The sequence below is a fragment of the Streptomyces sp. NPDC012474 genome, assembly GCF_042955185.1.
GTDB lineage: Bacteria > Actinomycetota > Actinomycetes > Streptomycetales > Streptomycetaceae > Streptomyces > Streptomyces cahuitamycinicus.
On the sequence record NZ_JBIBEP010000006.1, the window covers coordinates 345,194 to 369,153 of the forward strand.

The following is a 23,960-nucleotide window of genomic DNA, read 5'->3' on the forward strand; positions in this document are numbered from 1 at the left end:
CACGCACCACGCGACCCACGACCGGTCACGGGAGCCGCTGCCCGAGCGGGGCGGAGAGAGCGCACACTCTCTTCGCCCCGCTCGGCATGCCGTGTCCGAACTGGCGTGTACCCGTCGCATATCCACCGTTTCCCAGCGGTAGTAAGCACCTTGGTGGCAGTCTGCTCAACAGCAGATACGCAAAGTAGAGGCACGCAGCCGGAGGTGCACGTCCCGTGGCGTCCAATGTCAATCCCACCGTCAGGCGGCGCCGGCTGGGCCAGGAGCTCCGCAGGCTCCGTGAGCTCAAGGGCATGACGGCCGAAGAGGTGGCCGAGCGGCTGCTGGTGTCGCAGTCGAAGATCAGCCGGCTGGAGAACGGGCGGCGCAGCATCAGCCAGCGTGACGTCCGCGACCTGTGCGGGGTCTACGAGGTCGAGGACCAGCGGATCGTCGACTCGCTGATGCAGATGGCCAAGGACTCCCGGCAGCAGGGCTGGTGGCACGCCTTCGGGGACATCCCCTACAGCGTCTACATCGGCCTGGAGACGGACGCCGAGTCCCTCCGGGTCTACGAACCCCAGATCATCACCGGCCTGTTGCAGACCCGCGCGTACGCCGAGGCCATCATCCGCGGCGGCTCGCCCGAGGCGTCGGAGGCGGACAACGACAAGCGCGTCGAGGTCCGGCTGCGCCGGCAGGGCCGGATCACGGCCGAGACGGAACCGCTGCGGCTGTGGGTGGTTCTGGACGAGGCGTCCCTGCACCGGATCGTCGGCAGCCGGCCGGTGATGCGCGAGCAGCTGGAGCACCTCGTCGAGATGTCGCAGCTGCCCCACATCACCGTGCAGGTCCTGCCGTTCGAGGTCGGGGCGCACGCCGGCATCAACGGCCAGTACTCGATCCTGGAGTTCGCCGACGCGGCCGACTCCAGCGTCGTCTACATCGAGGGGGTCACCAGCGACCTGTACCTGGAGAAGCCGCTCGACGTGCAGAAGTACACGGTGATGTACGAGCACCTGCGGGCCCAGTCGCTGAACGTGGACCAGTCGCGGCAGCTCATCGAGCGTGTGGCGAAGGAGTACGCGCGCTGAGCCGCCGCCGGAGGACGACCTTCCGTCGGGCAAAGCGCGGGATGCTACACCCCTGACACGCCTGACTGGAAGTCTCCCCTGGAATATGCCATCCAGTCGAGTGAATGACTGCTCCGTACGAGGATGTTGGCGAGTAGCGTCGATCACGCCAACCACCAGCACGGGTTGGCGTAAACGCAACTGGCAACGGAGCGAACATGGCAATTCGTCTGGGCGCCACGGAAACGTGGACGACGTCCTCCTACACCAACAACAACGGCGCGTGCGTCATGGTCAGGTCGACCGTCGACGAGGCCCTGGAGCTCGGGGACACCAAGATCCCCGAGGGCCCCAAACTGGCGTTTCCCGCCGACGCGTGGAGCGCCTTCGTGGCCTCGGTCAAGGCCTGACCCAGCGATCGACCGCACGACGAGCACCACCGAAAGAGCCCTCTCGACCAGCATCGCCGTCCTTGCCGAGAGGGCTCCCTGGTGCCCGCAGGCCCTGAGCGGACCCTGCGCGGCTCAGCTCACCGGGAACGCCACGTCACACACCGGGTCCCCCGGTCCCGCCGCCGCCCAGTCCGCGAAGTAGAGCTCCAGGCAGGGGCCGGTCGCCGTCAGCCCCCGCGCCGCCATCCACTCCTCCACCGCCTCGAACGCGGCCAGGATCTGCGGGTGTGCCACCTGCGCCTTGGTGATCCTGGTGTACGCCAGCCGCCGGGCCGGCTCCACCCGCACCGCCGTCTCCCGCGCCCGGCCCCGCCGCTCGGCCCAGGCCCGGGCCGCCGCCTCGTCGGCCACGGGCACACACGCCTCCGCGGGGCCGTCGCTCTCCATCGACACCTCCGCGTGATAGGCGACGTACGGCACCCCGGCCACACCCCCGCACTCCCGGGCCGCCTCCTCCAGCCGGCCCAGTGCCGCCCCGATCCACGCCGGCAGCTCGTCCGCGAGCGTGTGCCGCTTCTCGGAGATCACCACCTCAGCGGGCATCTCCACCGTCTCGACCCTGAATTTTCCGTACATCTCGGAGCTCCTCCCCGACAGTCGTCCACGGAGGTACTCGGCGAGCGTCCGCTGCCCCGCCACCCGCGCCTCGACATCCGCCCAGTACGCGCCGAGCAGCCCGGCCGCCGCGGGCCCGTCCCCCGCCGCGACCACCTCGGCGATCCGGGCGAGCGGCATGTCCAACTGCCGCAGCATGGCCACGAGCCGGGCCCGTTCGACCTGGCCGGCACGGTAGTAGCGGTAGCCGGTCGCATCATCGACCCGCGCCGGCGCCAGCAGGCCCAGCCGGTCGTACAGCCGCAGGGCCTTCGGCGACAGGCGGGCGCGCGCGGCGAACGCACCGATGGTGAGCAGTTCCTGATCCGGTCCGTCCACCACGGCATCCTCCGTCATCGGGCGGCTCTTCCGCCCGACGACGAGGACGCTCGGGCCTGCCCCAGGGGCAAGGTCAAGCAGCGGGACGTCAGGCCAGCTGGGCCTCGATCGCCGCCACGACCTCCGCCGAGTCCGGCTCGGCCTGCGGCGAGAAGCGGGCCACGACCCGGCCGTCGCGGCCGATGAGGAACTTCTCGAAGTTCCAGCGGATGTCACCGCTGTGCCCCTCGGCGTCCGCGAAGCCGGTCAGTCGGTCGTACAGCGGGTGCCGGCCCTCGCCGTTCACCTCGACCTTCTCGGTCATCGGGAACGTCACGCCGTACGTGGCCGAGCAGAACTCCGCGATCTCGTCGGCGCTGCCGGGCTCCTGCCCGAGGAACTGGTTGCAGGGCACGCCGAGGACGGAGAAGCCGCGCGCCGCGTACTGCTCGTGGAGCTTCTCAAGGCCCGTGTACTGCGGGGTCAGGCCGCACTTGGAGGCGACGTTCACCACGAGCACCGCCTTGCCCGCGTACTGGGACAGGTCGGCCGGACCGCCCTGCAGCGCACCGATCTCGACGTCGAGGGGAGAGGAACCGTTGGTAGTCGTCATGAGCGGATGCTAACTCCGGCGGGTGTCGGGCCGACCCGTTCCGGCCTCCACCAGGACCTGCCCCGCCGCGGTGCGCGAGTACAGCACCGACCGGCCCGCCCGCCGCCGCTCGACCAGCCCGGCGTCCAGCAGCACCCTCAGATGCCGGCCGACCGAGCCGAGCCCCTGCCCGGTCACGGCGACCAACTGGCTGGTGCTCAGCGGGGAGTGGAGAAGGACGAGCACACCGGCCCGGGCGGCCCCGAGCAGTGCGCCGAGGCTCGCGGGCACGCTCCGGCCGCCGGTGTCGGCGAGCACGCCCGAGCACGCGTAGATCACCGCGTAGCGGTCGGGCTCCTCCCAGGAGACCCAGCCGGTCCTCGGGGTGACCGGCACGAACAGGAGCTCGGCACCGGAGATCTCGCGGGGCGGGTACTCGTGCAGGTTCACCTGAAGCCGGTTGTCACCCAGCCACCGGGTCCGGCCCGGTCGCAGCGCGTCCAGCACCGCCGCCCAGCCGCCCCGGCTCACCTGCGCGGTACGGGCGACCACGTCCGCCTCCAGCACCCGCCGGCGCCGGTCCCAGTCCGGCCGTACGGTCTCGGTCCAGACGTACGTCAGCAGGCCGGCCGCGTGCTCGGGGAGGTCGTCCCGGTCCAGGGCGGTTGGAAGGGGGTCCCCCCTGGCCGAGCGGAGCCGAGAGCTTGAGGGAAGACCGGCGAGGGAGATCCGCAGATGGGCGCGGGCCTCGTCGGGGCGGGCCGCCCGCACCCGTGCCACCTCTTCCTCGAAGGCCTCCCCGTCTCTCGGGGCGGGCGTGAGGAAGTCGGCGATCCAGGACCGGCCCAGCCCGGCGCGGACGAGCAGCGCGGTCACGGGGTCGGCGGCCAGCCGGGCCCGGTAGCCGGGCAGGTGGTCGCGCAGCCAGGCCCGTTCGCCCGGGTGTGCGGGGGTGCCCCGGTGCAGCAGCTGGAGGCAGGCGAAGGTCTCGGCCAGCGGGGAGATCACGAACCGGCTCCCGGCCAGGGTGTCGGCGTTGATCTGCCACCAGCCCATGCGCACCCCCCGATGTTTCGCACCCGCGCGAAACAATAACCAGGCGATCCGGGGCGCCGGAGACTCCCCGCATGCGCAGCTACCGCGAACTGTTCCGCACGCCCGAGTTCACCCCGTTCTTCCTGGCCGCGTCGGCGCAGACGGTCGCCCAGACCATGGGCGGACTGGCCCTGGGCACCCTGGTCTACCGGGCGACCGGCTCACCGCTGCTGTCGGCGGTCAGCATGTTCGGCTCGTCGCTGGTGCAGGTGCTGGGCGCGACCTTCCTGCTCTCCGCCGCCGACCGGCTGCCCCCGCGCGCGGCCCTGACGGCCCTGCCGCTGTTCTTCGCCGCGGCCACCGCCGCCCTGGCCCTGCCCGGCCTGCCCGTCTGGGGGCTCTTCGCGATCGTCCTCGCCAAGGGGCTGGCGGAGTCGGTGGGCGGGGGAGTGCGCTGGGGCCTGCTCAACGAGATCCTCTCCAAGGACGGCTATCTGCTCGGCCGCTCGGTGTTCAACATGATGAGCGGCCTCATGCAGATCGCCGGCTACGCGACCGGCGGCGCCCTCGTGGCCCTGCTGTCCCCGCGGCTGTCCCTGCTGGCCGCCGCCGGGCTGTACGGCACGGCGGCCGTCGTCGTCCGCCTCGGCCTGACCCGCCGCCCGCCCCGTACGACGGGCCGCCCCTCGGTGGCGGCGACCTGGCGCGCCAACGCGCTGCTCTGGTCCGCCCCGCCCCGCCGCCAGGTCTATCTGGCCCTGTGGATCCCCAACGGCCTGGTCGTCGGCTGCGAATCCCTCTACGTCTCCTACGCCCCCGACTCCGCCGGCACCCTCTTCGCCTGCGCCGCGCTGGGGATGCTCGCCGGGGACGTGCTGGTCGGCCGCGTGCTCCCCCCGGCCCTGCGCTCCCGCCTGGGCTTTCCGCTCCTGCTGCTCCTGGCCGGCCCGTACGCGGTGTTCCTGCTGCACCCGGCGCTTCCGGTCGCGGCGGGCGCGGTGACGCTGGCCTCCGTGGGGTTCGGCGCGAGCCTCGTGCAGCAGGAACGACTGGTGGCTCTCACCCCCGACGGGCTCACGGGACATGCCCTGGGGCTGCACTCGGCGGGGATGCTCACGACGCAGGGGGTGGCGGCGGCGCTGGCCGGATCGGTGGCCCAACTGACCTCCCCGGCGGCGGCGATGACGGTGATGGCCGGGGCGTCGGCGGGGGTGACGCTGTTGCTGATGGGCACGGCGAGGCGGGAGGAGATGAGTGTGGGTGGCCGCTGAAGGGGTCTATGAGAGCCAGCTGTTGGAGTCCCGCTGTTGGAGTCCCGCGTGCGCTCAGGAGGGTGAACTGCCGGAGAAGGGAACGGGGGCGGTCGCGGCCTCCACGAACACCTCGGGGACTTCGTTGTCCACGACGACCCTCGACAGCAGCACGGCCAGCCTCTCCCGCTCGGTGCCGCTCAGCCCGGAGGGCAGGTCCTCCATGCGACGGCAGGTCTCGGCGTAGAACTTCCCGGCGAGCGCGGCTCCTTGTTCCGTCAGCCCCACCCGCACGGCCCGTCCGTCGCGCGGGTCGGCCTCCCGCCGTACCAGTCCTCGCCGCACCGTCCGGTCCACCAGCCCGGTCAGGCTCGACTTCGCCAGCCCGAGCGTCTCGCCGAGTTCGCTCATGCCGTACGGCTGGGGCATCAGCACACACAGCAACTGCCCCTGCTGCGGCGTCAGTCCGTAGGCCCGGCTGACCCGCGCGTACACACCGTCGACCAGGAACGCCGCACGCACCAGCGCGGCGACGACCCCCACCTGTCCGGCTGCCCCGTTCCCCATCGGGTCAGGGTACCGACCGGTCAGTCGCCGTGCGGGGGTGTGTGTCACTCCTCGTCCGGGGCCTCGCCCTCGATGAGGCGTTCGGCGATGTCGTCGGCCCACTCCTGGGCCCAGCGGCGCAGCCCGGCGACCGACGGGGCGTCGAGCCCCGCCACGGTGAACGCCCTGTCGTCGAGCCAGTCCGTGCCGGTCAGCCGGGCCTGGAGGTCGGTGAGGTCGAAGGTGTCGGGGGCGTGGCGGCGGCCGAGTTCTTCGAGTTCGGGGTGGCTCCAGCGGGCCGAGGCGGCGTGTACGTCGACCAGGTCGCGCACGAGCCCGCGGTCGGCCAGGTCCCGCACCCGGGTGCCGGCGAGGTCGTCGAGGGAGAGCGCCGGGCCGAGTTCCGTCTGCACGGGCGGGCGCCACAGCGCCTCTTTGCGCAGGGCGACCGCGCACTCCACGCCGCCGGCCGCGTCGGTGACGGTGAACTGGGCGGACAGCGGCCCGGTCTCCAGGGTCCGCACGAGCCAGCCCCGCCCGACGAGCCCGGCCCGGACGGTGTCCGCGATGGCCTCCATCGCGGCCGGGTGCTCGGTGGCGGCGTCCACGTCCGGCCCGGCCCGCTCCAGGAGCCCGTGCGCCAGCACGGCGTATCCGCCGGCGAGGACGAGGGAGTAGGCCTCACCCACCGCCAGCAGATCACCCAGGAGCCGACCGGCGGGCTCGGGAACGGGGGGAGGGGCGGGCATGTCCTGATTATCGCGTGAGGGCGGGCGGGGACTGAGGTGACCGGCCCGGACGGGTGACGGACGGGGTGCTGACCGGGGGAGCCGTCGCCCTCACGGAGAGGCGCCTTCTCGGGGGCGCGGGGAACTGCGCGACCAGCACCCCATGACGCCGCACCGGACCACGTACACCTGCCTACGGCTTGCGCCCCACCCCGCAGTACGCGTCCACGGCGGTACCGGAATCGGCGTCGCCGGAAGCCCCGGGCCGCCATTCGGGAACCCTCACCACGCCGGGCTCCACCAACTCCAGCCCGTCGAAGAACCCGGCGATCTCGGCGACCGGACGGACGTAGTACGGCACCGCACCGCTCGCGTTGTACGCATCCGACGCGGCGATCATGCCCTCGCTGGTCGCGGTGCTGTCGCTGATCACCAGGTGGCTTCCGGCGGGCAGCCCGGCCATGAGCCGCCGGACCAGCTCGCGGGCCCGCTCGTAGTCGGCGACGTGGCCGAGGGTGTTGAGGATCATCAGGCCGACCGGCCGGGAGAGGTCGAGCGTGCCGGCGGCGGCCTTCAGGACGGCCTCGGGGTCGTAGAGGTCGGCGTCCAGGTACGCGGTCCTGCCCTCGGCGGTGCTGGTGAGCAGGGCGTTGGCGTGGGCCAGCACGATGGGGTCGTTGTCGACGTAGACGATCCGGGCGTCCGGAGCGACGCGCTGGGCCACCTCGTGCGTGTTGTCGGCGGTGGGCAGCCCGGTGCCGACGTCCAGGAACTGCCGTACGCCCTGCTCACCGGCGAGGTACTCGACGGCCCGCCCCAGGAAGCGGCGGCTCGTGACCGCGACGTCGACGAGCCCCGGAAAGATCGACTTGATCTGGTCGCCGATCTCGCGGTCGACCTCGTAGTGGTCCTTGCCGCCGACGAAGTAGTTCCAGAAGCGGGCCGAGTGCGGCTTGGAGGTGTCGATGCGGTCACGCAGGCTGTCGTCGGACACGGCGGGGCCTCCAGGGGGGCGGGGACGGGGGACCGGCCCCCAACCTAGGCGAACTACCCGAGGGGATACGGGCGTTGTCCCTCCCGCCGGGCACCTGCCGTGCGGTTTCGGCCAAGACGGGCCCTGTGCTGCGAGTGGACCGGTGTCGCGACTGGACCGGTGCTGCGACCGGCCCAGCGCTACGACCGGCCCGGTGTTACACCCCGCGGGAGGCGATCCTGCCCATGTCGCCGCCGTTCTCGTGCCCGTGGCGTTGGGTGACCAGCCAGAACGCCCAGGCCAGGGCCCACAGCAGCAGCCCGGCGGCGACCGGGGTGCCGAAGATGATCAGCAGTCCCGCTCCGATGTTGGCCCCGATGCCCCCCGCGGTCAGGATCCGCCACCCCACACCGGCCATCAGCCCGAGCACCATCAGCGGCCCGAGCACCCCCCACCAGCGCCGGTTCATCGTCCCGCGCAGTGTGCCCCGCACGAGCACCGCCGCCCCGGCCGCCGCCAGCACCAGCGCGAGCCCCCCGGCGACCGCGGCCACGCCGTCCCCGATGTCCCACGGCTGAAACGCGTAGTCGAGCTCACTGGCCGGCAGCCCGTCGTGGTTCTGCTGCCCCATCAGCCCCCAGGCGGCCACCGGCACACCACCGACGAGCGCGGCCCCGGCCGCCACGATTCCCCGATTCTTCATATGTCCAGGATCGAGGGCCGGTACGGGGCCGTCATGAGCACGCGTACTCAGATACGCCCTGGATGTCCGGGCCTGCCGCGCCGTTCCAGTCCTGTGGGGCGGCGTGCCGGATGATCTCGGCTGTGGTGGGCGACCCACATGCCGGCGGCGGATCAGGCCGGGACCACGCTGCGGCCCGTCTCGTGCGCGTAGAGCGCCGCGCGGTCGCGCAGGGCCGCGTGCACCGCCATCTGCGCGTCCCTGCGGCGCTGGGCGGGGCCGTCCGGGAGGTGCAGGATGCCCGCGTTGCCGCGGGAGCCGCGCTGGACCTCCGCCGTGCGGGGGATGCGCAGCGACTCGTAGCGGGCCAGGCGGTCCGCGATCGCCCCGGCCGGCGCGTCGGAGAGGCAGGCCGCCAGGTCCATCGCGTCCTCGATCGCCTGGTTGGCGCCCTGCGCCATGAACGGGAGCATCGGGTGGGCCGCGTCCCCCAGCAGCGTGATGCGGCCCGTGGACCAGGTGCGCAGCGGCGGCCGGTCGTGCAGCGCCCACTGGTGGGTCGTCTCCACCGCCGCGACGATGTCCGCGACCAGGCCCGTCCAGGTGCCGAAGACCGCCCGCAGCTCGTCGGGGTCGCCGGGCCGGGACCAGGACTCGCGGGGCGGCGCGTCGGAGGGCAGCGGCACGGTCGCGGCGTAGCTGAGGTACGCGCCGGACGCCACCGGGTAGCACACGAAGTGCCCGCCGGGGCCGAGCCACAGCCGCACCAGACGCTCGCGGGCGGGTTCCGGCAGCGCGTCTACCGGGACCAGGCCCCGGTAGATGCCCAGGCCCGAGTAGACCGGCTCGTCGCGGCGCAGCGTCTCACGGACCGTGGAGTGGATGCCGTCCGCGCCGACCACCATGTCCGCCTCGCGCACCGAACCGTCGTCGAAGGTGAGCCGCACGCCCGTGCCGTCCGGCAGTTCGCGCGCCGCGCTCAGCTTCTGGCCGAGGCCCAGCCGGTCCCGGTCGACCAGCGAGAGCAGCGCGTCGTGCAGATGGGCCCGGTGGATCGTCAGATACGGCGCCGCGAACATGCGCTCGCAGTCGGCGCCGAGCGGCGTGCGCGCGATGGGCCGCCCGTTCCAGCCGCGTATCTCCATCGCCTCGATCCGCACCCCGTGCTCCCGCAGCGCCGGACCGAGGCCGAGGCGCAGCAGCGGGCGGATCGCGTTGGGGGAGAGCTGGACACCGGCCCCCACCTCGGCCAGTTCGCGGGTCTGCTCGTGGATCACGTACGGCGTGCCGTTCGCGCTCAGCGCGCCGGCCAGGGTCAGTCCGCCGATGCCCGCGCCGACGACGGCGACCGTCGGCCGCTCCCCGCCGGACGGCTCCGCGGAGTTCCCGGGCAGCCGCCGCCCTCCTGTGTCTTCGCCCAACAGCACCTCGGGGACCGCCTTCCGGGTCGTGGCGTCACGTCCGTCACCGCCGTGGCGCGGGCGACGTGGACGCACTGTCATCGGTCGTGCCCCGAGCATGTGACGCCCGCCCCCGGGCGGCAACGTCAGGCCCCGCCGCGCTGACAACTGTCGCCGCTTGCGTGACGGACGTCATCGAAACCGCCGCCACGCTGCTGCCGCACCCCCGCCCGGCCCTAACTTCCGGAAGGAGACGACCCGTTACGACACCTGGAGGTACGCGGTGACACGCGAACGAGAAGTGGAGCGACCGCGGTGACCGCGGTGGCCGTCGACGGCCTGCTCAAGAAGTACGGAGACCACGAGGCCGTGTGCGGCGTCGACTTCGCCGTCGAGGAGGGCGAGATCTTCGCCCTGCTCGGACCGAACGGCGCCGGAAAGACCACCACCATGGAGATCCTGGAGGGCTTCCGCCACCGCGACGGCGGCGACGTCCGGGTCCTCGGCCGCGACCCCGGTGACAAGGCCGACGGGCGGTGGCTGCGCGGGCAGATCGGGCTCGTGCTCCAGGACATCGCCGTCGAGCCGTACCTGTCGGTGCGCGAGACCATCGCCCGCAACGCCGGCTACTACCCGGCCCCGCGCGGCGTCGACGAGGTCATCGACCTCGTGGGGCTCGAAGAGAAGCGGGACGCCAAGGTCAAGGACCTCTCCGGTGGCCAGAAGCGGCGGCTCGACCTCGCCCTCGGCGTCATCGGCGACCCGAAGCTGCTGTTCCTCGACGAGCCGACCACCGGCTTCGACCCGGGCGCCCGCCGCGGAGCCTGGGAGGTGGTGCGGAGCCTGCGCGACGCCGGCGTCACCATCCTGCTGACCACCCACTACATGGACGAGGCGCAGGCCCTGGCCGACTCCGTCGCCGTCATCGCCGCCGGGCGGATCGTCGCCTCGGGCACGCCCGACACCATCGGCGGACGCGACACCGCCCTCGCCCGCATCCGGTTCGCCCTGCCGGCCGGTGCCGCCATCGACGACGTGCCGATCCCGGTCAGCGACGCCGAGGACGGACTCGTCACCGCCGAGTCCGAGGAGCCGACCGCCGCCCTGCACCGGCTCACCTCCTGGGCCCTCACCCGGGGCACGCCCCTGGAGCGGCTGACCGTCGAGCAGCCCACCCTGGAGGACGTCTACCTGGGCCTGACCAGTTCGTACGCCGAGCAGGACGCCTCGTCCCCGTCCACCGGGCGGGGCAGCACACCGCCCCCGGCGGCGTCCGCCCGCCGAGGGCGCCGACCCGGACGGAGCCGACGATGACCAGCACCCTGCCCCCCACGACCACCGCCACCGCGCGGCGGGCCGAACGCGCGGGACGCGAACGGCCCGACGAACGGGGCTCCCTCGCCCTGCTCGCCCACCAGATCCGCTACGAGCAGCTGTCGTTCTGGCGCAACCCGCAGTCCATGGTGTTCACCTTCGTCCTGCCCGTCGTGATCATCTCGGTCTTCGGCGCCGTCTTCGCCGGCAGCGAGAGCCAGGACTTCTTCTTCGGCCTGAGCGGACTGCAGTACTACACGCCCACCATCGCCGCCGTGTCGGTACTGGGCGCCTGCTACGGCCAGTTGGCGATCGTCCTCGCCATGCGCCGCCAGACCGGCGTCCTCAAGCGGCTGCACGCCACCCCGCTGCCCGCCTGGGTGTACTTCGCGGGCCTGCTCGTGCACTGCGTCGTCATCAGCGTCGTCGACGTGGCCCTGGTCATCGGCATCGGGCGGCTGTACGGGGTGCCGTGGCCCGCCGACTGGCTGGCTCTCGCGCTCACCCTGGTGCTCGGCGCGGCCAGCTTCTGCGCCCTCGGCGTGGGTGTCGCGTCGCTGATCCGCAACTCCGAGGCGGCTCCCGCGGTCGTGCAGTTCATCCAGTTCCCGCTGGTGTTCATCTCCGGCAGCTACTTCCCGATCCACTCCGACGTGATGAACAACATCGCCGGGCTGCTGCCGGTGAAGCCGTTCAACGACGCCATGCTCGCGCCGTTCGCGCACCAGGGCGGCTTCCAGTGGAAGGAGCTGGCGGTGCTGGCGGCCTGGGGCGTCGTCGGCGCCCTGATCGCCGTGCGCAGCTTCCGCTGGGATCCGCGCCCTGAGTAGATCCGGCGCGTTCCGAACCCATCGAGGGGGCCTCCCGGGAGGCCCCCTCGGCGCGTGTCCGCACCCGGGGGAGCGGCGGCACCCACAGCCGGGCACGGCGCGGACACGGCGCGGACGGTGCGGGCGCGGTCGCACGGGTGCGGGGTGCGCGGTCGTACGGGGTGCGGGGTGCTCGGTCGTACGGGTACGGGTCGCAGTCGTAAGAGGTGCGGGCCGCGGTCGCACGGGAGGGGCGGGTCCTACGGAGGGTGGGCCGTGCGGGAGGGGCGGCCCCTACGGGAGGGGCGGGCCGTACGACGCGCACGGCAAAGAGGCCCGGCCGGTGAGGGGAATCCGGCCGGGCCTCTGCGCGGGCGCCCACGGGCGCGGGGGATCAGCCCGTGGGCACCAGGCCTTGTGCCGCTGCCGGCACGGGGAAGACGTGGGACAGCCAGGCGTAGGTGCGCAGCTCCTCCAGCAGGCTCAGGCCGAGGCGGTTGTGGAGCATGTGCGCGTGCGAGAAGAGGATCATGCCGGGGTGGACCGGCGAGTGCCGCCGGATCTCGGCGGCGTGGGCGGTCAGGGCCTCGTGCCAGCCGGTGAACGGGCCGTGGGCGTCCGGGGCGACGCCTGCCGTGCCCGGTTCCTGGACGACCGTGGTGATCCGGTCCAGCACCTCGGCGGAGTGCCCCGCGTCGTGCGCCCAGGCCCGCCAGGCGTCCCGGCCGCGCGCGAAGTAGTGGGCACGTTCGTCCGGGCCGCCGAGAGCGACGGCGGCGGACAGCGTGCCGCGCAGGGCGAGCCGGGCGCGGCGGGCCTCGGACGTGACCAGCGGGGCCAGCCGCAGGACGAGTTCGCTGGAGAGGTGGAAGAGGGACTCCGCCGCCGGCATGAGGGCGTGGCCGCCGTACCGCTCGTACTCCGGGTCGTAGCCGGCGCGGTGCACGCCGGGCGGCAGCAGCCCCCGGACGGTGGTGTTGACGCCGGTCTCCCCGGCGGCGGCCAGCCGGGACGCGCCCTGCTGGTAGGCCTCCTCGGCCAGCGGTTCCTCACCGGGGACGAGCCGGCCCGCCTCGGCGAGCCGGTCGCGCAGGGCCCGCTCCACGCGCGCGTGCGCGTCCGCGGACAGGTCCGCGACGCGCAGCCGCAGGTGAGGGCCCGACTGCCAGTAGCGGATGAAGAACCAGGGCGTCCCGGGCGGGAGTTCGGCGACCGTCGGGCCGATGACGTCCGTGAGGACGCGGTCGTGGGCGCCGCGGGCGGTCGTGCCGAGGTGCAGGTGCCAGGCGCTCCAGTCGTGCGGTGTGATGGGCATGCGTGTTCCTTGTCCGGTCGGTGGGCGGGTTCCAGGGCCTTACGTACGCAGGTCCAGCACGGCACCCCCGGTCTCGCGCGGTACCCCGGCCACCGCCGACAGGACGATCGTCTCGTCCTCGCCCAGGCCGAGGACCTCCTTGGTCTGGATCTCCTTGAACGCCCGTACGGGCCGCGCGAAGAGGCCCTCCGCGGCGGCGGCGAGACACAGGCCGTGGACCGCCCAGCCGCAGGCGTGCTGGGCGGCGCTCCACCCGGCGGGGCCGAGGCGGGCGAACAGTTCGCGCGGCCGGACCGAGAAGAACACCGTGAGGGGGGCGTTGGCGATGCCGCAGCCGTTGACCGGCGTCAGGCCGTAGCCGTAGTTGGCCTCCAGGCCGGCGGGGGCGGTGGGGTCCCGCCGTCGCAGGTCCGCGGTGCCGTGGTGGACGTGGTGCACGCCGGGGGTGTGGCCGTCGATGTGCTGGACGACGGCGGTGACGGTGACCGCGTCGAAGGCCTCGGCCAGGAGGGGATGCGGTGGGGGGACGCCCAGCCAGGCCAGGGCGGTGGTCAGGGCCCGGGCGGGCAGGGGGGTGTGGCACTTCGCCGAGTCCATGCCGTGCAGGCCTCTGGGCATGCGGCCGGAGTGGCGGTGCCAGAGGAGGTCCGACCAGGTGGGGGTGCGGGGGGAGGCGGGGAGGGCGGGGGGTACTGCTGTGGTGACGGGTGCGGGCTGTGTGTGGCTGATCGCGCCCACGCGGCGATAGCCGCGTGTCGATTGCTGCCCCGCGCCCCTGAGGGCGCCCCTGTTGACGTCGACCACATGCCCGAGGGACGGATCCCCCTCAGGAACCGGCGGTTCCGGCTCGGCGGGCCGGTGCACCGAGGGGTGGGGGCGGTCCACGTCGACCAGCCACGGCAGCGACCACTCCCAGGTGTGCTCCACGCCCAGCTCGCGCAGCAGCCCTGGTCCGCCCTCGGTCGGCGGTGTCAGCGTCGCCGGTAGCCCGAAGAGCTCCAGGCCCAGGCTCAACGCGCGCAGCACCATGCCCGTTTCGATGGCCACCAGCGAACCCCTGAACCACTGGTACGCCAGGGGGATCGCGGTGTAGCGGCCGGTCAGGGCGATGCGGCCGGGACTGCCCGTGCCCGGGCCCGTGAGGGTGTGGCGGGCCGGCTCCAGCAGGCGCCAGTCACGGCCGTCCCCCACGAAGGCGTGAACCGGGAACAGGCAGCGCGGTGAGGCGTAGGAGCGGTGTTCGTTGTACGGGTTCTCCGGTTCGCGGCGCAGGGGCGCGAACGTGGCGGTCAGGGCGTGGGCCAGGGCCTGCGGCGACGCCGGGCCCGGAGACGGCAGCCACGGGTACGGCAGGGCCGACAGGCGGTCGGTCGTGCCCGGCGGCAGCGGCGTCGCGGGCCCCGGCGGGCGCGGTGGCGGGGGCGGGACGTGGGAGTCGGGCGGCGGTGTGGCCGCCCAGGTCCACGGCGGTGGCTCCGGCGCGTCGTCGCCGGTGCCGTAGGCGTACCAGAGGGGCTCGCGGGCGATGCTGTTGTCGCCCTCGGGGCCCGGCAGGTCGACCGGGGCCCGCCGCGTCCAGGGCTCGGCGGGGGCCGTCACGGGAACGGGTGCGGGTCGTAGGGGATCGCCCGGTGCTCCTGGCCCGTGCCGCGCAGGGCGGCGCGCAGCCGGGGCAGTCCGTCCAGACGCTGCTGGGCGTGCCCGAAGCACATCGGCACGATGCCGGGCACGACGGCACGGGCGACGGCGATCCCGGCGTCGGCGTGCTCCCGGCTGGTCTGGTCGACGACGACGATCCGGTCCAGGCCCGCGTCGGCGAAGAGCGAGGCCACGTACCGGAGGGTGCCGCGTACGTCGCCTCCGGACGCGCGCTCCAGCCGCCCCGGCCAGTCGGGGAACGCCTCCTCGAGAGTGACGGCCGGACCGCCGAGCCCGGCCAGGGCCCGGTCGCGGGTCTCGGGGATGGAGGAGAACCGCACATGGTCCTCCAGCTCCTCCACCAGCCACGGGTCCTCGACCATCCGCTCGACCTGCTCGCGCGTCCAGTCGACCGGGTTGGTGACCAGCTGGGCGACCTCGCGCAGCGCGCCGCGGATCGCGGACTCGGGTTCGGCGCCCGATCCGGCGGACGAGAAGGTCGCCGGGAAGGGGTCCTTCTCGTTCACGGCGATCACCCACACCACCGGCAGGCCGATGTCCCGGGTGGCGACCAGGAGATGGACGTCGTAGCCGCGTGCCCGGATCAGCTCGACCATGGCCCGGCTGGTGGGGTCGGTGAGCGTGCCGACGGGGATGTGGGGGAGCGGCTCCGCCCGGTACCAGGACGTCAGGAAGGCGTCCCGCTCCGCCAGTTCGAAGAGGGAGTGCAGGGCCGCCTCTTCGTAGTTGGCGCCGACCGCGCAGCCGCTGGAGCAGTCGAAGAAGTAGTGCCGGCGGTTGGCGGCACCGGCCACGCGCGCCGCCCGCCGGTCCCGGCGGAAGGCGTACTCGTACTGGTAGAAGGCGTGGTCGGCCGGGACCAGCATCGGGGTGCCGTCGGCCAGGTCGTGGCCCCAGGCCCAGTCCATCGGGGTGTCGGCGGTGAACGGCGTCGCCCTGCTGGTCGGGTGGGCGAGCTGCTCGGCGGTGTAGCGGCCGAGGCTGCCCGGGTCGACGGCCTGTCCGGCGACCTCCCGGTAGGAGCGGCCGGTCAGCAGGGGGATGTCGTAGGGGTAGCCGCCGAGCCGCTCGTACGCCTCCAGGACGGCGACCGGTTCGGTCTCCGCGAACGTACGGGCCCTGCCGTGGCCCATCGCCGGGGCGTCCGCGACGACGGCCATGCTCATCGCGAACGGGGCGTGCGACTCGCGCAGGATCGCGCGGACCGGCCCGAAGCGGTCGTCGACGAGCCGGTCCCGCAGGAAGCCGGGCTCGACGAGACGGCTCGCGGCGGTGCGGGTGGCGTCCCCGGGCACGGCGGGCCGGGAGCGGAGCGGGCGGGGCGCGGGGGGCCCGGTGGTTGTCGGGTCCTCGGTGGTTGTCAGGTCCTCGGGGGAAGGGCCGCAGGCCGGGCAGTGGAAGCTGCGGGCGATGCGGTGCCGCCGGGTGCCGCGGACCGTCACCGAGTAGGCCTCGCCCGGCGCGAGGGGGTGGTCGGCCAGGTGATCCAGGCCGGTGCGCAGGAGTTCGGGCAGGAGTGGTGCGGGGGCCGCCGGGACGCGCGTGGCCTGGCTGAGGTCGCCCACCAGCGGGTGGTCGAGGACCGTGCGTTCCCGCACCTCGGCGCAGGCGGCACAGCCGGAGGCGGTGCCCGGCACCCACAGGGGACCCACCATCACCTCGTCGTCGTACACCCGCACGGACAGGTGCGGGCCGCCGGCCCGCGTGACGCGGTCGCGTTCCCAGGTCAGGTCCCAGCCGAGGTTGACGGAGACGCCGGCCCCGGTGGCCCGGGCCAGGGGCGCGAGGGCGGGGAGCCAGTCGTCGTACGCCGCCGGGGGCAGGGCGGGACCGGCGGTGATCGCTTCGGCGGTGATCACATCAGTGCTGATCGCATCAGTGGTGTGCATCGCCGGACTCCTCGGCGGTCGTCGGGACGGCGCGGACGGTCACCGGGCCGTGCCAGAAGGGGAGTTCGCCGAGCACCGGGTCGGTGCGGCGTGGGTGGCCCTCGTGGACGGCGATCGCCGAGAGCTGCTCGCGCAGTGCGGCCCGGGTGGTGTCGTCCGCCGTCAGCAGGGCGTCGGTGGAGAGCCGGTCGGCCGTGCCGCCGCTCTGCGTGACGGCCAGCGCGGTGCACAGCGCGGCGTACGTCGCGTCGGCGGCGGTCGGGCCCCAGCCGGCGCCGAGCGACCGCCCGGCGGCGGTGACCTCGGCCAGCGGCCAGCCGACCCCGGCGTACCGGGCGACGGCGAGGACCGGTTCGGCCTCACCGAGCAGCGCCCGCACCTCGGCGAGGATGCGGCGGCCTTCCGCGTGCAGCGGGGTGTCCGCGGCGTGGCTGTCGCCTTCCCGGCGGGCGAGGTGGCGCAGGGCGCCGTCCAGCAGCCAGTGCTCGCGGGTGAGGCCAGCCGCCGGGACGCCGAAGGCGCCGGTGCCGCGGTCACGCAGGGCGGCCAGGGCGGCGGCGATGGCCGCCGTCTCCTGGTGGGCGGCCCAGGCGGTGACCGTGCCCCTACGGTCCGCCCGGTGCTCCGCCGCGCGCAGGGCCAGGGGCATCTGCGGCAGGTCCTCGCCCTGCACGGAGGCGAAGAGGCCGGTCCAGCGGGCGGTGAGGACCCCGGCGGCGCCGAGCGCGTCCTCGGGGGCGGGCAACGGTTCGGCGGGGGCGTCGCCGAGCCGGACGGCGACCGCTTCGCTCACGGGGGCGCCCGTGACGGTGACGCGGTCGGCCGTCAGATCCGGTCCGTGCACGACGTGGGCCTCACCGGGCTCCGCGACACCCGTGAGGGTGTCGGTCAGGAGCTGCGCGGCGAGCGCTCCCGCGAGGGAGTGGGCGATCGGCCCGGTCGCCGGCTCGACGCCCTCGGCGTCCGCCCAGGCCCTGGCCCGGTCCCGGAAGACCTCCCAGACGCCGGGTGCCACTCTCACGGGACCGACCAGCACCGGCCCGGGCCCGAGCAGCACGGGCACGTGCAGCGTGCCGTCCCTCTCGGTCCACGTCCGGTCGCCGTCGAGGAACTCGACGACGACCCCGGGCACGCCCTCGGCCGTCACAGGTGCCGCCACCGCCGGGTCGCCGACGGGGATTTCAGCACGGGGTCGGTTCGCCGCCGGGTCGCCGGCGGGGGTTCGGGTGTCGGGTACGTTCACCGTCGGGGCGCCGACGGGGGTCAGGGGTTGGCGTGCCGCCGGGTCGCCGGCGGGGGTTTCAGCACGGGGTTGGTGTGCCGTCGGGTCGCCGGCGGGGGTTCGGGTGTCGGGTACGTTCACCGTCGGGGCGCCGGCGGGAGTCAGGGGCTGGTGCACCGCCGGGTCGCCGACGGGAGTCAGGGAGTGGTGCGCCGTCGGGTCGCCGACGGGAGTCAGGGAGTGGTGCGCCGTCGGGTCGCCGACGGGGGTCAGGGGTTGGTGTGCCGCCGGGTCGCCGGCGGGGGTTCGGGTGTCGGGTACGTCCACCGTCGGGGCGCCGGCGGGAGTCAGGGAGTGGTGCACCGCCGGGTCGCCGGCGGGAGTCAGGGGCTGGTGCACCGCCGGGTCGCCGGCGGGGATCAGGGGGCGGGGGTCGGCGGCCGGTCCGGTGCTGGCGGACAGCAGGGCGGGGTCCGCGTACATCGCGGGATCGCAGACCGGGACCAGGGGCGTCGGCGTGTGCGGAACGGCCGTCGCCGTCACGTCGGTCACGCCCGCCCGGCGCAGTCCGCGCAGGGCCGGAGCAGTGGCCGTCGCCGGGCCGTGCAGCCGCACCCTGGCGCGGCGCAGGCGGGCGAACGCCGCGTACGGGTCGTCGAGGCGGGCGGTGAGGCGGGCCAGTGTGCCGGCGTGCCGGGCGGCCAGCTCGGTCGGCGGCTCCGGCTCGGTGAGCGCGGCCGGGTCGAGCAGCAGGCCGTTCTCGCGGAGCTTGCCGAGGAGGTGCCGTACGGCGGGCCGGGCCCGCTCGGTGCCGAACTCGGCGACCAGGGCGTCCTCCGTCGTCCCCGCCCGCAGCAGCGGCACGCAGCCGTCCGCCACCGCGTACAGCAATTCCGAACCGCGCAGTACGAACTGCCCCCGGGTGCCGCTGAAGTAGACGCCCCCCGGCACGGGCGCGTAGTGCAGCCCGGGCCGGGCCAGGAGCGGCACGGCACCCGGAGCCGTCTGCGCCGGGATCCTCTCGACATCGGTGACGGTCATGACCGGACTCCTTCCGCTGCCCCGCCGTCGGCCGGGTGGTACGCGAAGCGGCCTCCGGCCCTGCGCCCCACCTCGAGCACCCACTCCGTGGCGTGGGTGCCGTCCGTGACGCCGGGCAAGGCCTCCTCCAGATAGCTCGTGCCGGCCCCACGGCGCTCCAGCATCCGCGGCAGGACCCGCACCGCGAGCGCGCTGGACAGGTCGACGTACTGCGGCTTCTGCGCCAGGCGCTTGGACTGGACGTCGGGAGCGCCCACCGAGAGCGGGCCCTCGTCCTCCGGCGCCGACTTGACGACGACCTCCTCGGGGACGCCGTGACGGGAGCGCCAGGCGGTCAGGGCGAGGAGCCGTTCGTGTTCGTCGGGTCCGGTGGCCACGGCCGTGTCCAGTTCGGCACCGCCGTACCAGCGCCGCCGCCCGATGAGGACGTCGCCGACGGCCATGCGCGGTGCGACACGGGTCTCCTTGCCGTCCCACGGCGCCGCCGCGTGCCAGGAGTTGGGCAGGCTGTTGAAGAGCCGGCCGCTGATCACCAGGCCGGAGGCGACCGACAGCGGCGGCGGGAACAGGCCCGGGTGTCCGGTGCCCAGCGGCAGCACCCGCAGCGGGGCGCCGTCCGCGTCCTCGACCCGCAGGGTGTCGGTCTCGGGGTCATGGGCCAGGCGCAGCGTGAACCAGTCCTCGGCCGTGAGGCCGCCCGGCAGCACCGGCGTGTGCGCGTTGACGTTGAGGCGGTGCAGGCCCAGGTCCTCGGTGACGCGCGTGCCGTCGTGGCCGTAGAAGCGGTTCAGGTGCTCGGCCAGGCGGGGCAGGGCGCGGCCGCCCTGGCGGCGGTCGGCCTCCAGGAAGCGCGCGTACAGCATGCCGTGGCCCGGCAGTCCGTCGTTGAGGACGAGCTGGTCGCCGGCCTGCTGGAGCAGCACGCCGTAGATCAGCGGGTCGCTGCGGAAGCGGTCGGGCAGCGCCCGGGTCAGCTCGGTGACGTCCGCCGCGGTGAGCCGCAGGGTGTCCTCGCCGGCCTGGGCCGTCTTGGTGAGGAGGGCGTGCACCTCCTCGGACAGCTCGCGGCGCAGCAGGTACATGCGCTCCAGGCAGCCGTCGGCCGGTCCGATCCCGGACAGCACGGCGGCCTGCCCCGTGCCCTCCGGCCCGTACACGGCGGCCATCGCGGCGGCCCGCCGGGAGACCTCCCCGACGATGAACGCGGCGTGCTCGGCGAGCGGCACGTTCGCCCCGGCCCCGAAGCGCTCCACGAACGCGGCGGTCATCAGGACCCGTACGTCGTGCAGCCAGTCGAAGACCGTCAGGAGCTCCACCGCCGGGCCGAGGTCGGCCAGCGGGGCGTGCCAGTCGGAGGCCGCCACCTTCAACGGCGGCATGACGTAGTCCTCTTCGACCGTGATGTGCGCCGGACGGCCGGCCGCCTGGCTGAACCGGCCGAGGTCCCCGCGCAGCCCGGCCAGCAGCGCGCCCCGCTCGGCGGCCGGCGCCTCGGTCACCCGGGGCAGCCCGGCGCGCACCCGCTTCGCCAACTCCCGTACGCCGGGCGGTTGCTCGGTGTCGGGCAGCGTCAGCAGGTCGTCGTAGTCGCCCGCGGCGGACTCCTCCTCGGGCCTGCTGAACGTGCACAGCACGCCCTGGTGCAGGGCCTGTCGTACGCGCCCCTCGGCCTCCTCGGCGGAGCAGCCGGCCCGGGCGGCGACGTGGGCGACGACCGCCGGGAATCTGCGCGGCCCCATCGACAGGGCGTCGAGCAGATGGGCCACGGGCCCGTCGAGCGGGACCGCGAGGCGGTGCATGCCCTGCTCGGAGAACTTCAGGAAGAACAGCTTGCCCGACTCCGGGTCGGGCGCCGAGGTGGGCGGCATGCCCACCCACAGTCCGCTCGGGTCGGTGTCGTCGGCGGGCAGGCCGCCGAGGACGTAGTGGAGCATGACGCGGTCCAGGCCCGGCACGGCGTGCGCGCCGGTGAAGGGCACCTCGCCGGGGCGGACGGCGTCCGTGTCGCCGGCCGGGGCCGGTTCGGCGATGCCCACCGCGGTGAACCGGGAGAGCGGGCTGGTGCGCACCATCGCCCGGGTCACGTACTGGATCAGGCCGCGCTCGGACTTGCGGGTGCGGGCGGACACCTTGCCCGGGCCCTCGACCGCGGCCCGGTAGCGCTCGGCCTCCTGGTGCACCTCGGGGGCGATGAGCGCCAGGGAGCGCAGCAGGTCCCCGTCGCCCAACAGGGCGGCCAGCACCGTGCGTTCGCGGTCGGCTGCGGCCGGGTAGCCCTGCGTGATCGTGGTGCGCAGGCCCTCCCGCCCGGTCCAGGCGGCCAGCCAGCGGGCGACCGACGGGGTGGCTTCGAGGCTCTCGGGCGTCTTCTTGGGGGCGCGGCCGTTGTGGATGGCGCGGCGCAGCGCGATCAGCTCGCGCCGTTCGGCGTCCGAGTCCGCCGTGCCGATCCGCTCGTACAGCTCCTGTGAGCACACCTCGGCGGCTTCGGCCAATTCGGCTTCGGCGCAGGCGAGTTCACCGAGCAGACGGCGCTGCTCCGGATCGGCCAGGCGGGCCCTGCGCAGCGGGTTGACGCGCAGGAACCACTGGGGTTCGGGGCTGGTCATCGCGGGGCTCCCGTCGGTCGCGTGGCGGTGAGGCGCTCCCGCCAGCTGCTGCCCAGCACCTCGTCGACGGTCTCGGCGAGGGCGAAGCACATGTAGTAGCGCTGCATCGGCGAGACCGTGAGCAGGGGCAGCTGCTGGTAGAAGAGGTTCGTCAGCAGGCGGTAGGCGGCGAAGAACGGGGACGGGGTGCTGATCGCCCCCGAGCCGTGCACGGTCCGGTGGAAGTCGGTGTCGGGCTGCTCGCCGCGCGGCACCACCGCCTCCGCCCCGGGCGGGCCCATCCGGCTGCGGTCGACGCCGTCGGTGACGGAGTCGAGCAGGTCCGGGGTGAGGGCACCCGTGGCGACCGCGTGGTCCAGGACCCCGGCGCCGTAGGCGAACGCCGTGCGCCACTGGGCGGCCGCCGGCGACACCGCGCCGCTCAGGCGCTGTTCGACGACCTCGCGGATGCGGGGCGCCTCCTTGGCGAGCCGCTCCCGGAAGACCGGGCGCATGTCCTTGCGGGGGGCCGCCCAGGCGAGGAACGCCTCCACGTGCGAGCGGGGCGAGAACACCCCGTAGGCAGGCCCCAGCGCATGGGTGTCGACGAGGGCGGCGAACGCCTCCGCGAGCCGGACCGTGCCGCTGCCCGGCTCCTCGGCCAGGCCCTCGATCGTCGTCAGCACCGGTGCCGCCAGGGCCCCGTACACGACCGTGCGCAGGGCGTCGAGGCGCGGCTCCCGGGAGCGCAGCGCGGGGTCGCCTGGGTCGACGCGCAGGACCGCGCCGTGCTCCCGCAGCGGCAGGTACGGCGGCTCCACCGCCTCCAGCCGGCCGAACTCGCGGGCCTGGCCCAGATACACCTCCTCGGTCAGCGCCCGGGCCGGGTCGAGGGGACCGGCGTCCAGCCCGGCCTCGACCGCCGCCCAGTCGACGGCGCCGCCGGGCGGCACCGCGCCGGCCGGGGCGAGCAGGTCGACGTGCGGCCCGTGCAGCCAGCCGCGGCGCACCTGCACGCCGGGCACGCCCCGCTCGCCCAGTTCGCGGGCGACCGGGACGACGTGCCGCGCCAGCCAGGCCGGTGTCACCGGCATCCGGGTATGGAGTCGCACCCCCGTCAGGCCGGCGGAATCCGGCCTCACGGCAATGCGCTCCGGAGCGTGAACCCCCATGTCCTTTCACCTTCCGAGAAGAATCACAATGAATTCGAGAACCTGAATCACATGATTGGCGCCGGGAATTCAAGCCGGAAGGGAAAACGGTCCGGCGCTTACATACGTCATCGTTTCCGTGACGCCCGTCCACGGGTGCGAGGTCGGAATGCTGTATTCCGCTTCGGGGGTGCCGGGGAGCTGACCGAAAACCGTCAAGAGGCCTGACCGGCCGGTGTATTCTCCGCGAGTGACATCTACGTCCCCCACGACACCCCCCACCCCGTCCGCCACGGACGCCGAGTGCCTCGCCCTCACCCGCAGCCTGCGCCGCCGAGGCGTGCTGGTGCTCTCCGTGTTCGCCCTGGTGTGGGCCCTGGCCGCGGCCACCGGGACCGGCTCGGCGACGGATCCCGTGCCGCTCTCCATCGAGGCGGCGGCGCTGCTGCTCACCGCTGCGGCGATCTACCTGGGGTACCGCAAGGACGCCGCGCCCTCGCCCCGGACGGTGAACCTGCCGGCCAACTGGGCGCGCGGCGTGGGCATCGTCAACACCGTCGAGCTGGCGGCCATCTTCGCCGTCATCGCCGCGTCCAACGCCGCCGGCCGGCCCGAGGCCATCCCCGCGGGCATCGCCCTGGTCGTGGGGCTGCACTTCTTCCCGCTCGCCCGCCTGTACGACCAGTGGCAGTACAAGTGGACGGCGTCGCTGCTGACCGCCGTCGCCCTCGCCGGGTTCGTGCTCGTCGCGGTCGGGCTCGCGAGCGAGACCGTGCGGCTCGTGGTGGGCCTGGGCAGCGCGCTGGTGCTGTGGGCTTCGTCGTACCACCTGGCCCTGCGCGGCTGACCCTCGCCGAGCGTCGTCCGTCGAGGGCCGAGTGCCGAGCGCCGAACGTCGAGCGCCGAACGGCGAACGGCGAACGGCGAACGCAAGGATGTGCCCGGCCGGCCGGAGCCGGACAGGCGCATCCTTCTGCGTTCACGCCGTGGTGCTTGTGCCGTGACGCCGGTTCAGCAGGCCGAGCAGGTGCTGGACGAAGAGGACGAGGTGCCGATCGAGCCGCTGGAGGCGCCCATCTCGGGCAGGGCCACGCCGTCGGTGACCTCGAGGGTCTCCAGCTCGTCGGCGTCGAAGCCCTCGAACGCCTTGTCCGCGTCCTGGTTCTTGATGTCCTTGGCGGTCATGTCGAAATCCTTCCGAAGATCCGGGATGAGTGGTTCAGCAGGCCGAGCAGGTGCTGGAGGACGAGGAGGAGGTGCCGATCGAGCCGCTGGAGGCGCCCATCTCGGGCAGGGCCACGCCGTCGGTGACCTCGAGGGTCTCCAGCTCGTCGGCGTCGAAGCCCTCGA

At 74.0% G+C, this 23,960-nt stretch carries 22 protein-coding genes; 6 read left to right on the top strand and 16 right to left on the bottom strand.

Features of this window, described 5'->3' with window-relative positions; translation table 11 throughout:
* Positions 1-215: 215 nt before the first annotated feature.
* Positions 216-1,073, top strand: a complete 858-nt coding sequence (locus tag ACFY9S_RS16795; protein ID WP_062927438.1) for a helix-turn-helix transcriptional regulator — start codon at positions 216-218, stop codon at positions 1,071-1,073.
* Between the two features lie 197 nt (positions 1,074-1,270).
* Positions 1,271-1,462, top strand: coding sequence for a DUF397 domain-containing protein (locus tag ACFY9S_RS16800; RefSeq protein ID WP_102912542.1), 192 nt, complete (start codon positions 1,271-1,273; stop codon positions 1,460-1,462).
* Between the two features lie 114 nt (positions 1,463-1,576).
* On the opposite strand, the gene ACFY9S_RS16805 is transcribed toward ACFY9S_RS16800, so the two are convergent.
* The 3 genes from ACFY9S_RS16805 to ACFY9S_RS16815 form a co-directional block, all read right to left on the bottom strand.
* A complete protein-coding gene (locus tag ACFY9S_RS16805; protein WP_391128529.1) occupies positions 1,577-2,455 on the bottom strand; it encodes a MerR family transcriptional regulator in 879 nt (292 codons plus the stop codon).
* Between the two features lie 70 nt (positions 2,456-2,525).
* Positions 2,526-3,029, bottom strand: coding sequence for a glutathione peroxidase (locus ACFY9S_RS16810; RefSeq protein WP_391128532.1), 504 nt, complete (start codon positions 3,027-3,029; stop codon positions 2,526-2,528).
* Positions 3,030-3,038: 9 nt separating this feature from the next.
* The gene (locus ACFY9S_RS16815) at positions 3,039-4,064 is read right to left on the bottom strand and encodes an ArsR family transcriptional regulator (protein ID WP_391128818.1); all 1,026 of its coding nucleotides are present in this window, start codon (positions 4,062-4,064) and stop codon (positions 3,039-3,041) included.
* Between the two features lie 71 nt (positions 4,065-4,135).
* Between ACFY9S_RS16815 and ACFY9S_RS16820 the strand changes: the two genes are divergently transcribed.
* The gene (locus ACFY9S_RS16820) at positions 4,136-5,314 is read left to right on the top strand and encodes an MFS transporter (protein ID WP_391128535.1); all 1,179 of its coding nucleotides are present in this window, start codon (positions 4,136-4,138) and stop codon (positions 5,312-5,314) included.
* A 54-nt stretch (positions 5,315-5,368) separates the two neighbouring features.
* Here ACFY9S_RS16820 and ACFY9S_RS16825 read toward each other — a convergent pair whose 3' ends face one another.
* From ACFY9S_RS16825 to ACFY9S_RS16845, 5 genes are all read right to left on the bottom strand, one after another.
* The gene (locus ACFY9S_RS16825; protein WP_391128538.1) at positions 5,369-5,860 is read right to left on the bottom strand and encodes a MarR family transcriptional regulator; all 492 of its coding nucleotides are present in this window, start codon (positions 5,858-5,860) and stop codon (positions 5,369-5,371) included.
* Positions 5,861-5,904: 44 nt separating this feature from the next.
* Positions 5,905-6,588 carry a hypothetical protein gene (locus tag ACFY9S_RS16830; RefSeq protein WP_391128541.1) on the bottom strand — a complete coding sequence of 228 codons (684 nt, stop codon included), beginning with the start codon at positions 6,586-6,588 and terminating at the stop codon, positions 5,905-5,907.
* Between the two features lie 172 nt (positions 6,589-6,760).
* Complete coding sequence (locus ACFY9S_RS16835; RefSeq protein ID WP_391128544.1) at positions 6,761-7,561, bottom strand: SAM-dependent methyltransferase; 801 nt, start codon at positions 7,559-7,561, stop codon at positions 6,761-6,763.
* A gap of 196 nt (positions 7,562-7,757) precedes the next feature.
* Positions 7,758-8,243: a hypothetical protein gene (locus ACFY9S_RS16840; protein WP_391128547.1), complete on the bottom strand. Its 486-nt coding sequence runs from the start codon at positions 8,241-8,243 to the stop codon at positions 7,758-7,760.
* 152 nt (positions 8,244-8,395) lie between these two features.
* The gene (locus tag ACFY9S_RS16845) at positions 8,396-9,649 is read right to left on the bottom strand and encodes an FAD-dependent monooxygenase (RefSeq protein ID WP_391128550.1); all 1,254 of its coding nucleotides are present in this window, start codon (positions 9,647-9,649) and stop codon (positions 8,396-8,398) included.
* Between the two features lie 288 nt (positions 9,650-9,937).
* On the opposite strand from ACFY9S_RS16845, the gene ACFY9S_RS16850 reads away from it, so the two are divergent.
* Together ACFY9S_RS16850 and ACFY9S_RS16855 are read left to right on the top strand one after the other, a co-directional pair.
* A complete protein-coding gene (locus ACFY9S_RS16850; protein ID WP_391128553.1) occupies positions 9,938-10,936 on the top strand; it encodes an ATP-binding cassette domain-containing protein in 999 nt (332 codons plus the stop codon).
* Positions 10,933-11,766, top strand: coding sequence for an ABC transporter permease (locus ACFY9S_RS16855; protein ID WP_391128555.1), 834 nt, complete (start codon positions 10,933-10,935; stop codon positions 11,764-11,766). Before ACFY9S_RS16850 ends, ACFY9S_RS16855 begins: the two co-directional genes overlap by 4 nt.
* A 373-nt stretch (positions 11,767-12,139) precedes the next feature.
* On the opposite strand, the gene ACFY9S_RS16860 is transcribed toward ACFY9S_RS16855, so the two are convergent.
* The 6 genes from ACFY9S_RS16860 to ACFY9S_RS16885 are packed head-to-tail and all read right to left on the bottom strand — an operon-like array spanning position 12,140 to position 22,553.
* Positions 12,140-13,060: a thiopeptide-type bacteriocin biosynthesis protein gene (locus tag ACFY9S_RS16860; protein WP_391128557.1), complete on the bottom strand. Its 921-nt coding sequence runs from the start codon at positions 13,058-13,060 to the stop codon at positions 12,140-12,142.
* 39 nt (positions 13,061-13,099) lie between these two features.
* Positions 13,100-14,659: a nitroreductase family protein gene (locus ACFY9S_RS16865; protein WP_391128558.1), complete on the bottom strand. Its 1,560-nt coding sequence runs from the start codon at positions 14,657-14,659 to the stop codon at positions 13,100-13,102.
* Positions 14,656-16,608 carry a TOMM precursor leader peptide-binding protein gene (locus ACFY9S_RS16870; RefSeq protein WP_391128561.1) on the bottom strand — a complete coding sequence of 651 codons (1,953 nt, stop codon included), beginning with the start codon at positions 16,606-16,608 and terminating at the stop codon, positions 14,656-14,658. Before ACFY9S_RS16870 ends, ACFY9S_RS16865 begins: the two co-directional genes overlap by 4 nt.
* Positions 16,595-18,871: a hypothetical protein gene (locus tag ACFY9S_RS16875; RefSeq protein ID WP_391128564.1), complete on the bottom strand. Its 2,277-nt coding sequence runs from the start codon at positions 18,869-18,871 to the stop codon at positions 16,595-16,597. The genes ACFY9S_RS16870 and ACFY9S_RS16875 overlap by 14 nt, the downstream gene beginning before the upstream one ends.
* A complete protein-coding gene (locus ACFY9S_RS16880; protein ID WP_391128567.1) occupies positions 18,868-21,480 on the bottom strand; it encodes a lantibiotic dehydratase in 2,613 nt (870 codons plus the stop codon). Before ACFY9S_RS16880 ends, ACFY9S_RS16875 begins: the two co-directional genes overlap by 4 nt.
* Positions 21,477-22,553, bottom strand: coding sequence for a hypothetical protein (locus tag ACFY9S_RS16885; RefSeq protein ID WP_391128570.1), 1,077 nt, complete (start codon positions 22,551-22,553; stop codon positions 21,477-21,479). Before ACFY9S_RS16885 ends, ACFY9S_RS16880 begins: the two co-directional genes overlap by 4 nt.
* A gap of 307 nt (positions 22,554-22,860) precedes the next feature.
* On the opposite strand from ACFY9S_RS16885, the gene ACFY9S_RS16890 reads away from it, so the two are divergent.
* On the top strand, positions 22,861-23,457 hold the full coding sequence (locus ACFY9S_RS16890) for a DUF7010 family protein (RefSeq protein ID WP_391128573.1): 597 nt from the start codon (positions 22,861-22,863) through the stop codon (positions 23,455-23,457).
* A gap of 164 nt (positions 23,458-23,621) precedes the next feature.
* On the opposite strand, the gene ACFY9S_RS16895 is transcribed toward ACFY9S_RS16890, so the two are convergent.
* Together ACFY9S_RS16895 and ACFY9S_RS16900 are read right to left on the bottom strand one after the other, a co-directional pair.
* Positions 23,622-23,795 (bottom strand): thiazolylpeptide-type bacteriocin, encoded by a 174-nt coding sequence (locus ACFY9S_RS16895; RefSeq protein ID WP_078615318.1) that lies wholly within the window; start codon positions 23,793-23,795, stop codon positions 23,622-23,624.
* A 34-nt stretch (positions 23,796-23,829) separates the two neighbouring features.
* The coding region (locus tag ACFY9S_RS16900; protein WP_391128821.1) for a thiazolylpeptide-type bacteriocin at positions 23,830-23,960 on the bottom strand (131 nt) is incomplete at its 5' end.

Coding starts and splice junctions, on each gene's coding strand:
- ACFY9S_RS16895 (WP_078615318.1), bottom strand. CDS start 23,795: ATGACCGCCAAGGACATCAAGAACCAGGACGCGGACAAGGCGTTCGAG.
- ACFY9S_RS16805 (WP_391128529.1), bottom strand. CDS start 2,455: ATGACGGAGGATGCCGTGGTGGACGGACCGGATCAGGAACTGCTCACC.
- ACFY9S_RS16815 (WP_391128818.1), bottom strand. CDS start 4,064: ATGGGCTGGTGGCAGATCAACGCCGACACCCTGGCCGGGAGCCGGTTC.
- ACFY9S_RS16870 (WP_391128561.1), bottom strand. CDS start 16,608: ATGCACACCACTGATGCGATCAGCACTGATGTGATCACCGCCGAAGCG.
- ACFY9S_RS16825 (WP_391128538.1), bottom strand. CDS start 5,860: ATGGGGAACGGGGCAGCCGGACAGGTGGGGGTCGTCGCCGCGCTGGTG.
- ACFY9S_RS16810 (WP_391128532.1), bottom strand. CDS start 3,029: ATGACGACTACCAACGGTTCCTCTCCCCTCGACGTCGAGATCGGTGCG.
- ACFY9S_RS16820 (WP_391128535.1), top strand. CDS start 4,136: ATGCGCAGCTACCGCGAACTGTTCCGCACGCCCGAGTTCACCCCGTTC.
- ACFY9S_RS16880 (WP_391128567.1), bottom strand. CDS start 21,480: ATGACCAGCCCCGAACCCCAGTGGTTCCTGCGCGTCAACCCGCTGCGC.
- ACFY9S_RS16830 (WP_391128541.1), bottom strand. CDS start 6,588: ATGCCCGCCCCTCCCCCCGTTCCCGAGCCCGCCGGTCGGCTCCTGGGT.
- ACFY9S_RS16885 (WP_391128570.1), bottom strand. CDS start 22,553: ATGCCGGTGACACCGGCCTGGCTGGCGCGGCACGTCGTCCCGGTCGCC.
- ACFY9S_RS16840 (WP_391128547.1), bottom strand. CDS start 8,243: ATGAAGAATCGGGGAATCGTGGCGGCCGGGGCCGCGCTCGTCGGTGGT.
- ACFY9S_RS16800 (WP_102912542.1), top strand. CDS start 1,271: ATGGCAATTCGTCTGGGCGCCACGGAAACGTGGACGACGTCCTCCTAC.
- ACFY9S_RS16855 (WP_391128555.1), top strand. CDS start 10,933: ATGACCAGCACCCTGCCCCCCACGACCACCGCCACCGCGCGGCGGGCC.
- ACFY9S_RS16875 (WP_391128564.1), bottom strand. CDS start 18,871: ATGACCGTCACCGATGTCGAGAGGATCCCGGCGCAGACGGCTCCGGGT.
- ACFY9S_RS16860 (WP_391128557.1), bottom strand. CDS start 13,060: ATGCCCATCACACCGCACGACTGGAGCGCCTGGCACCTGCACCTCGGC.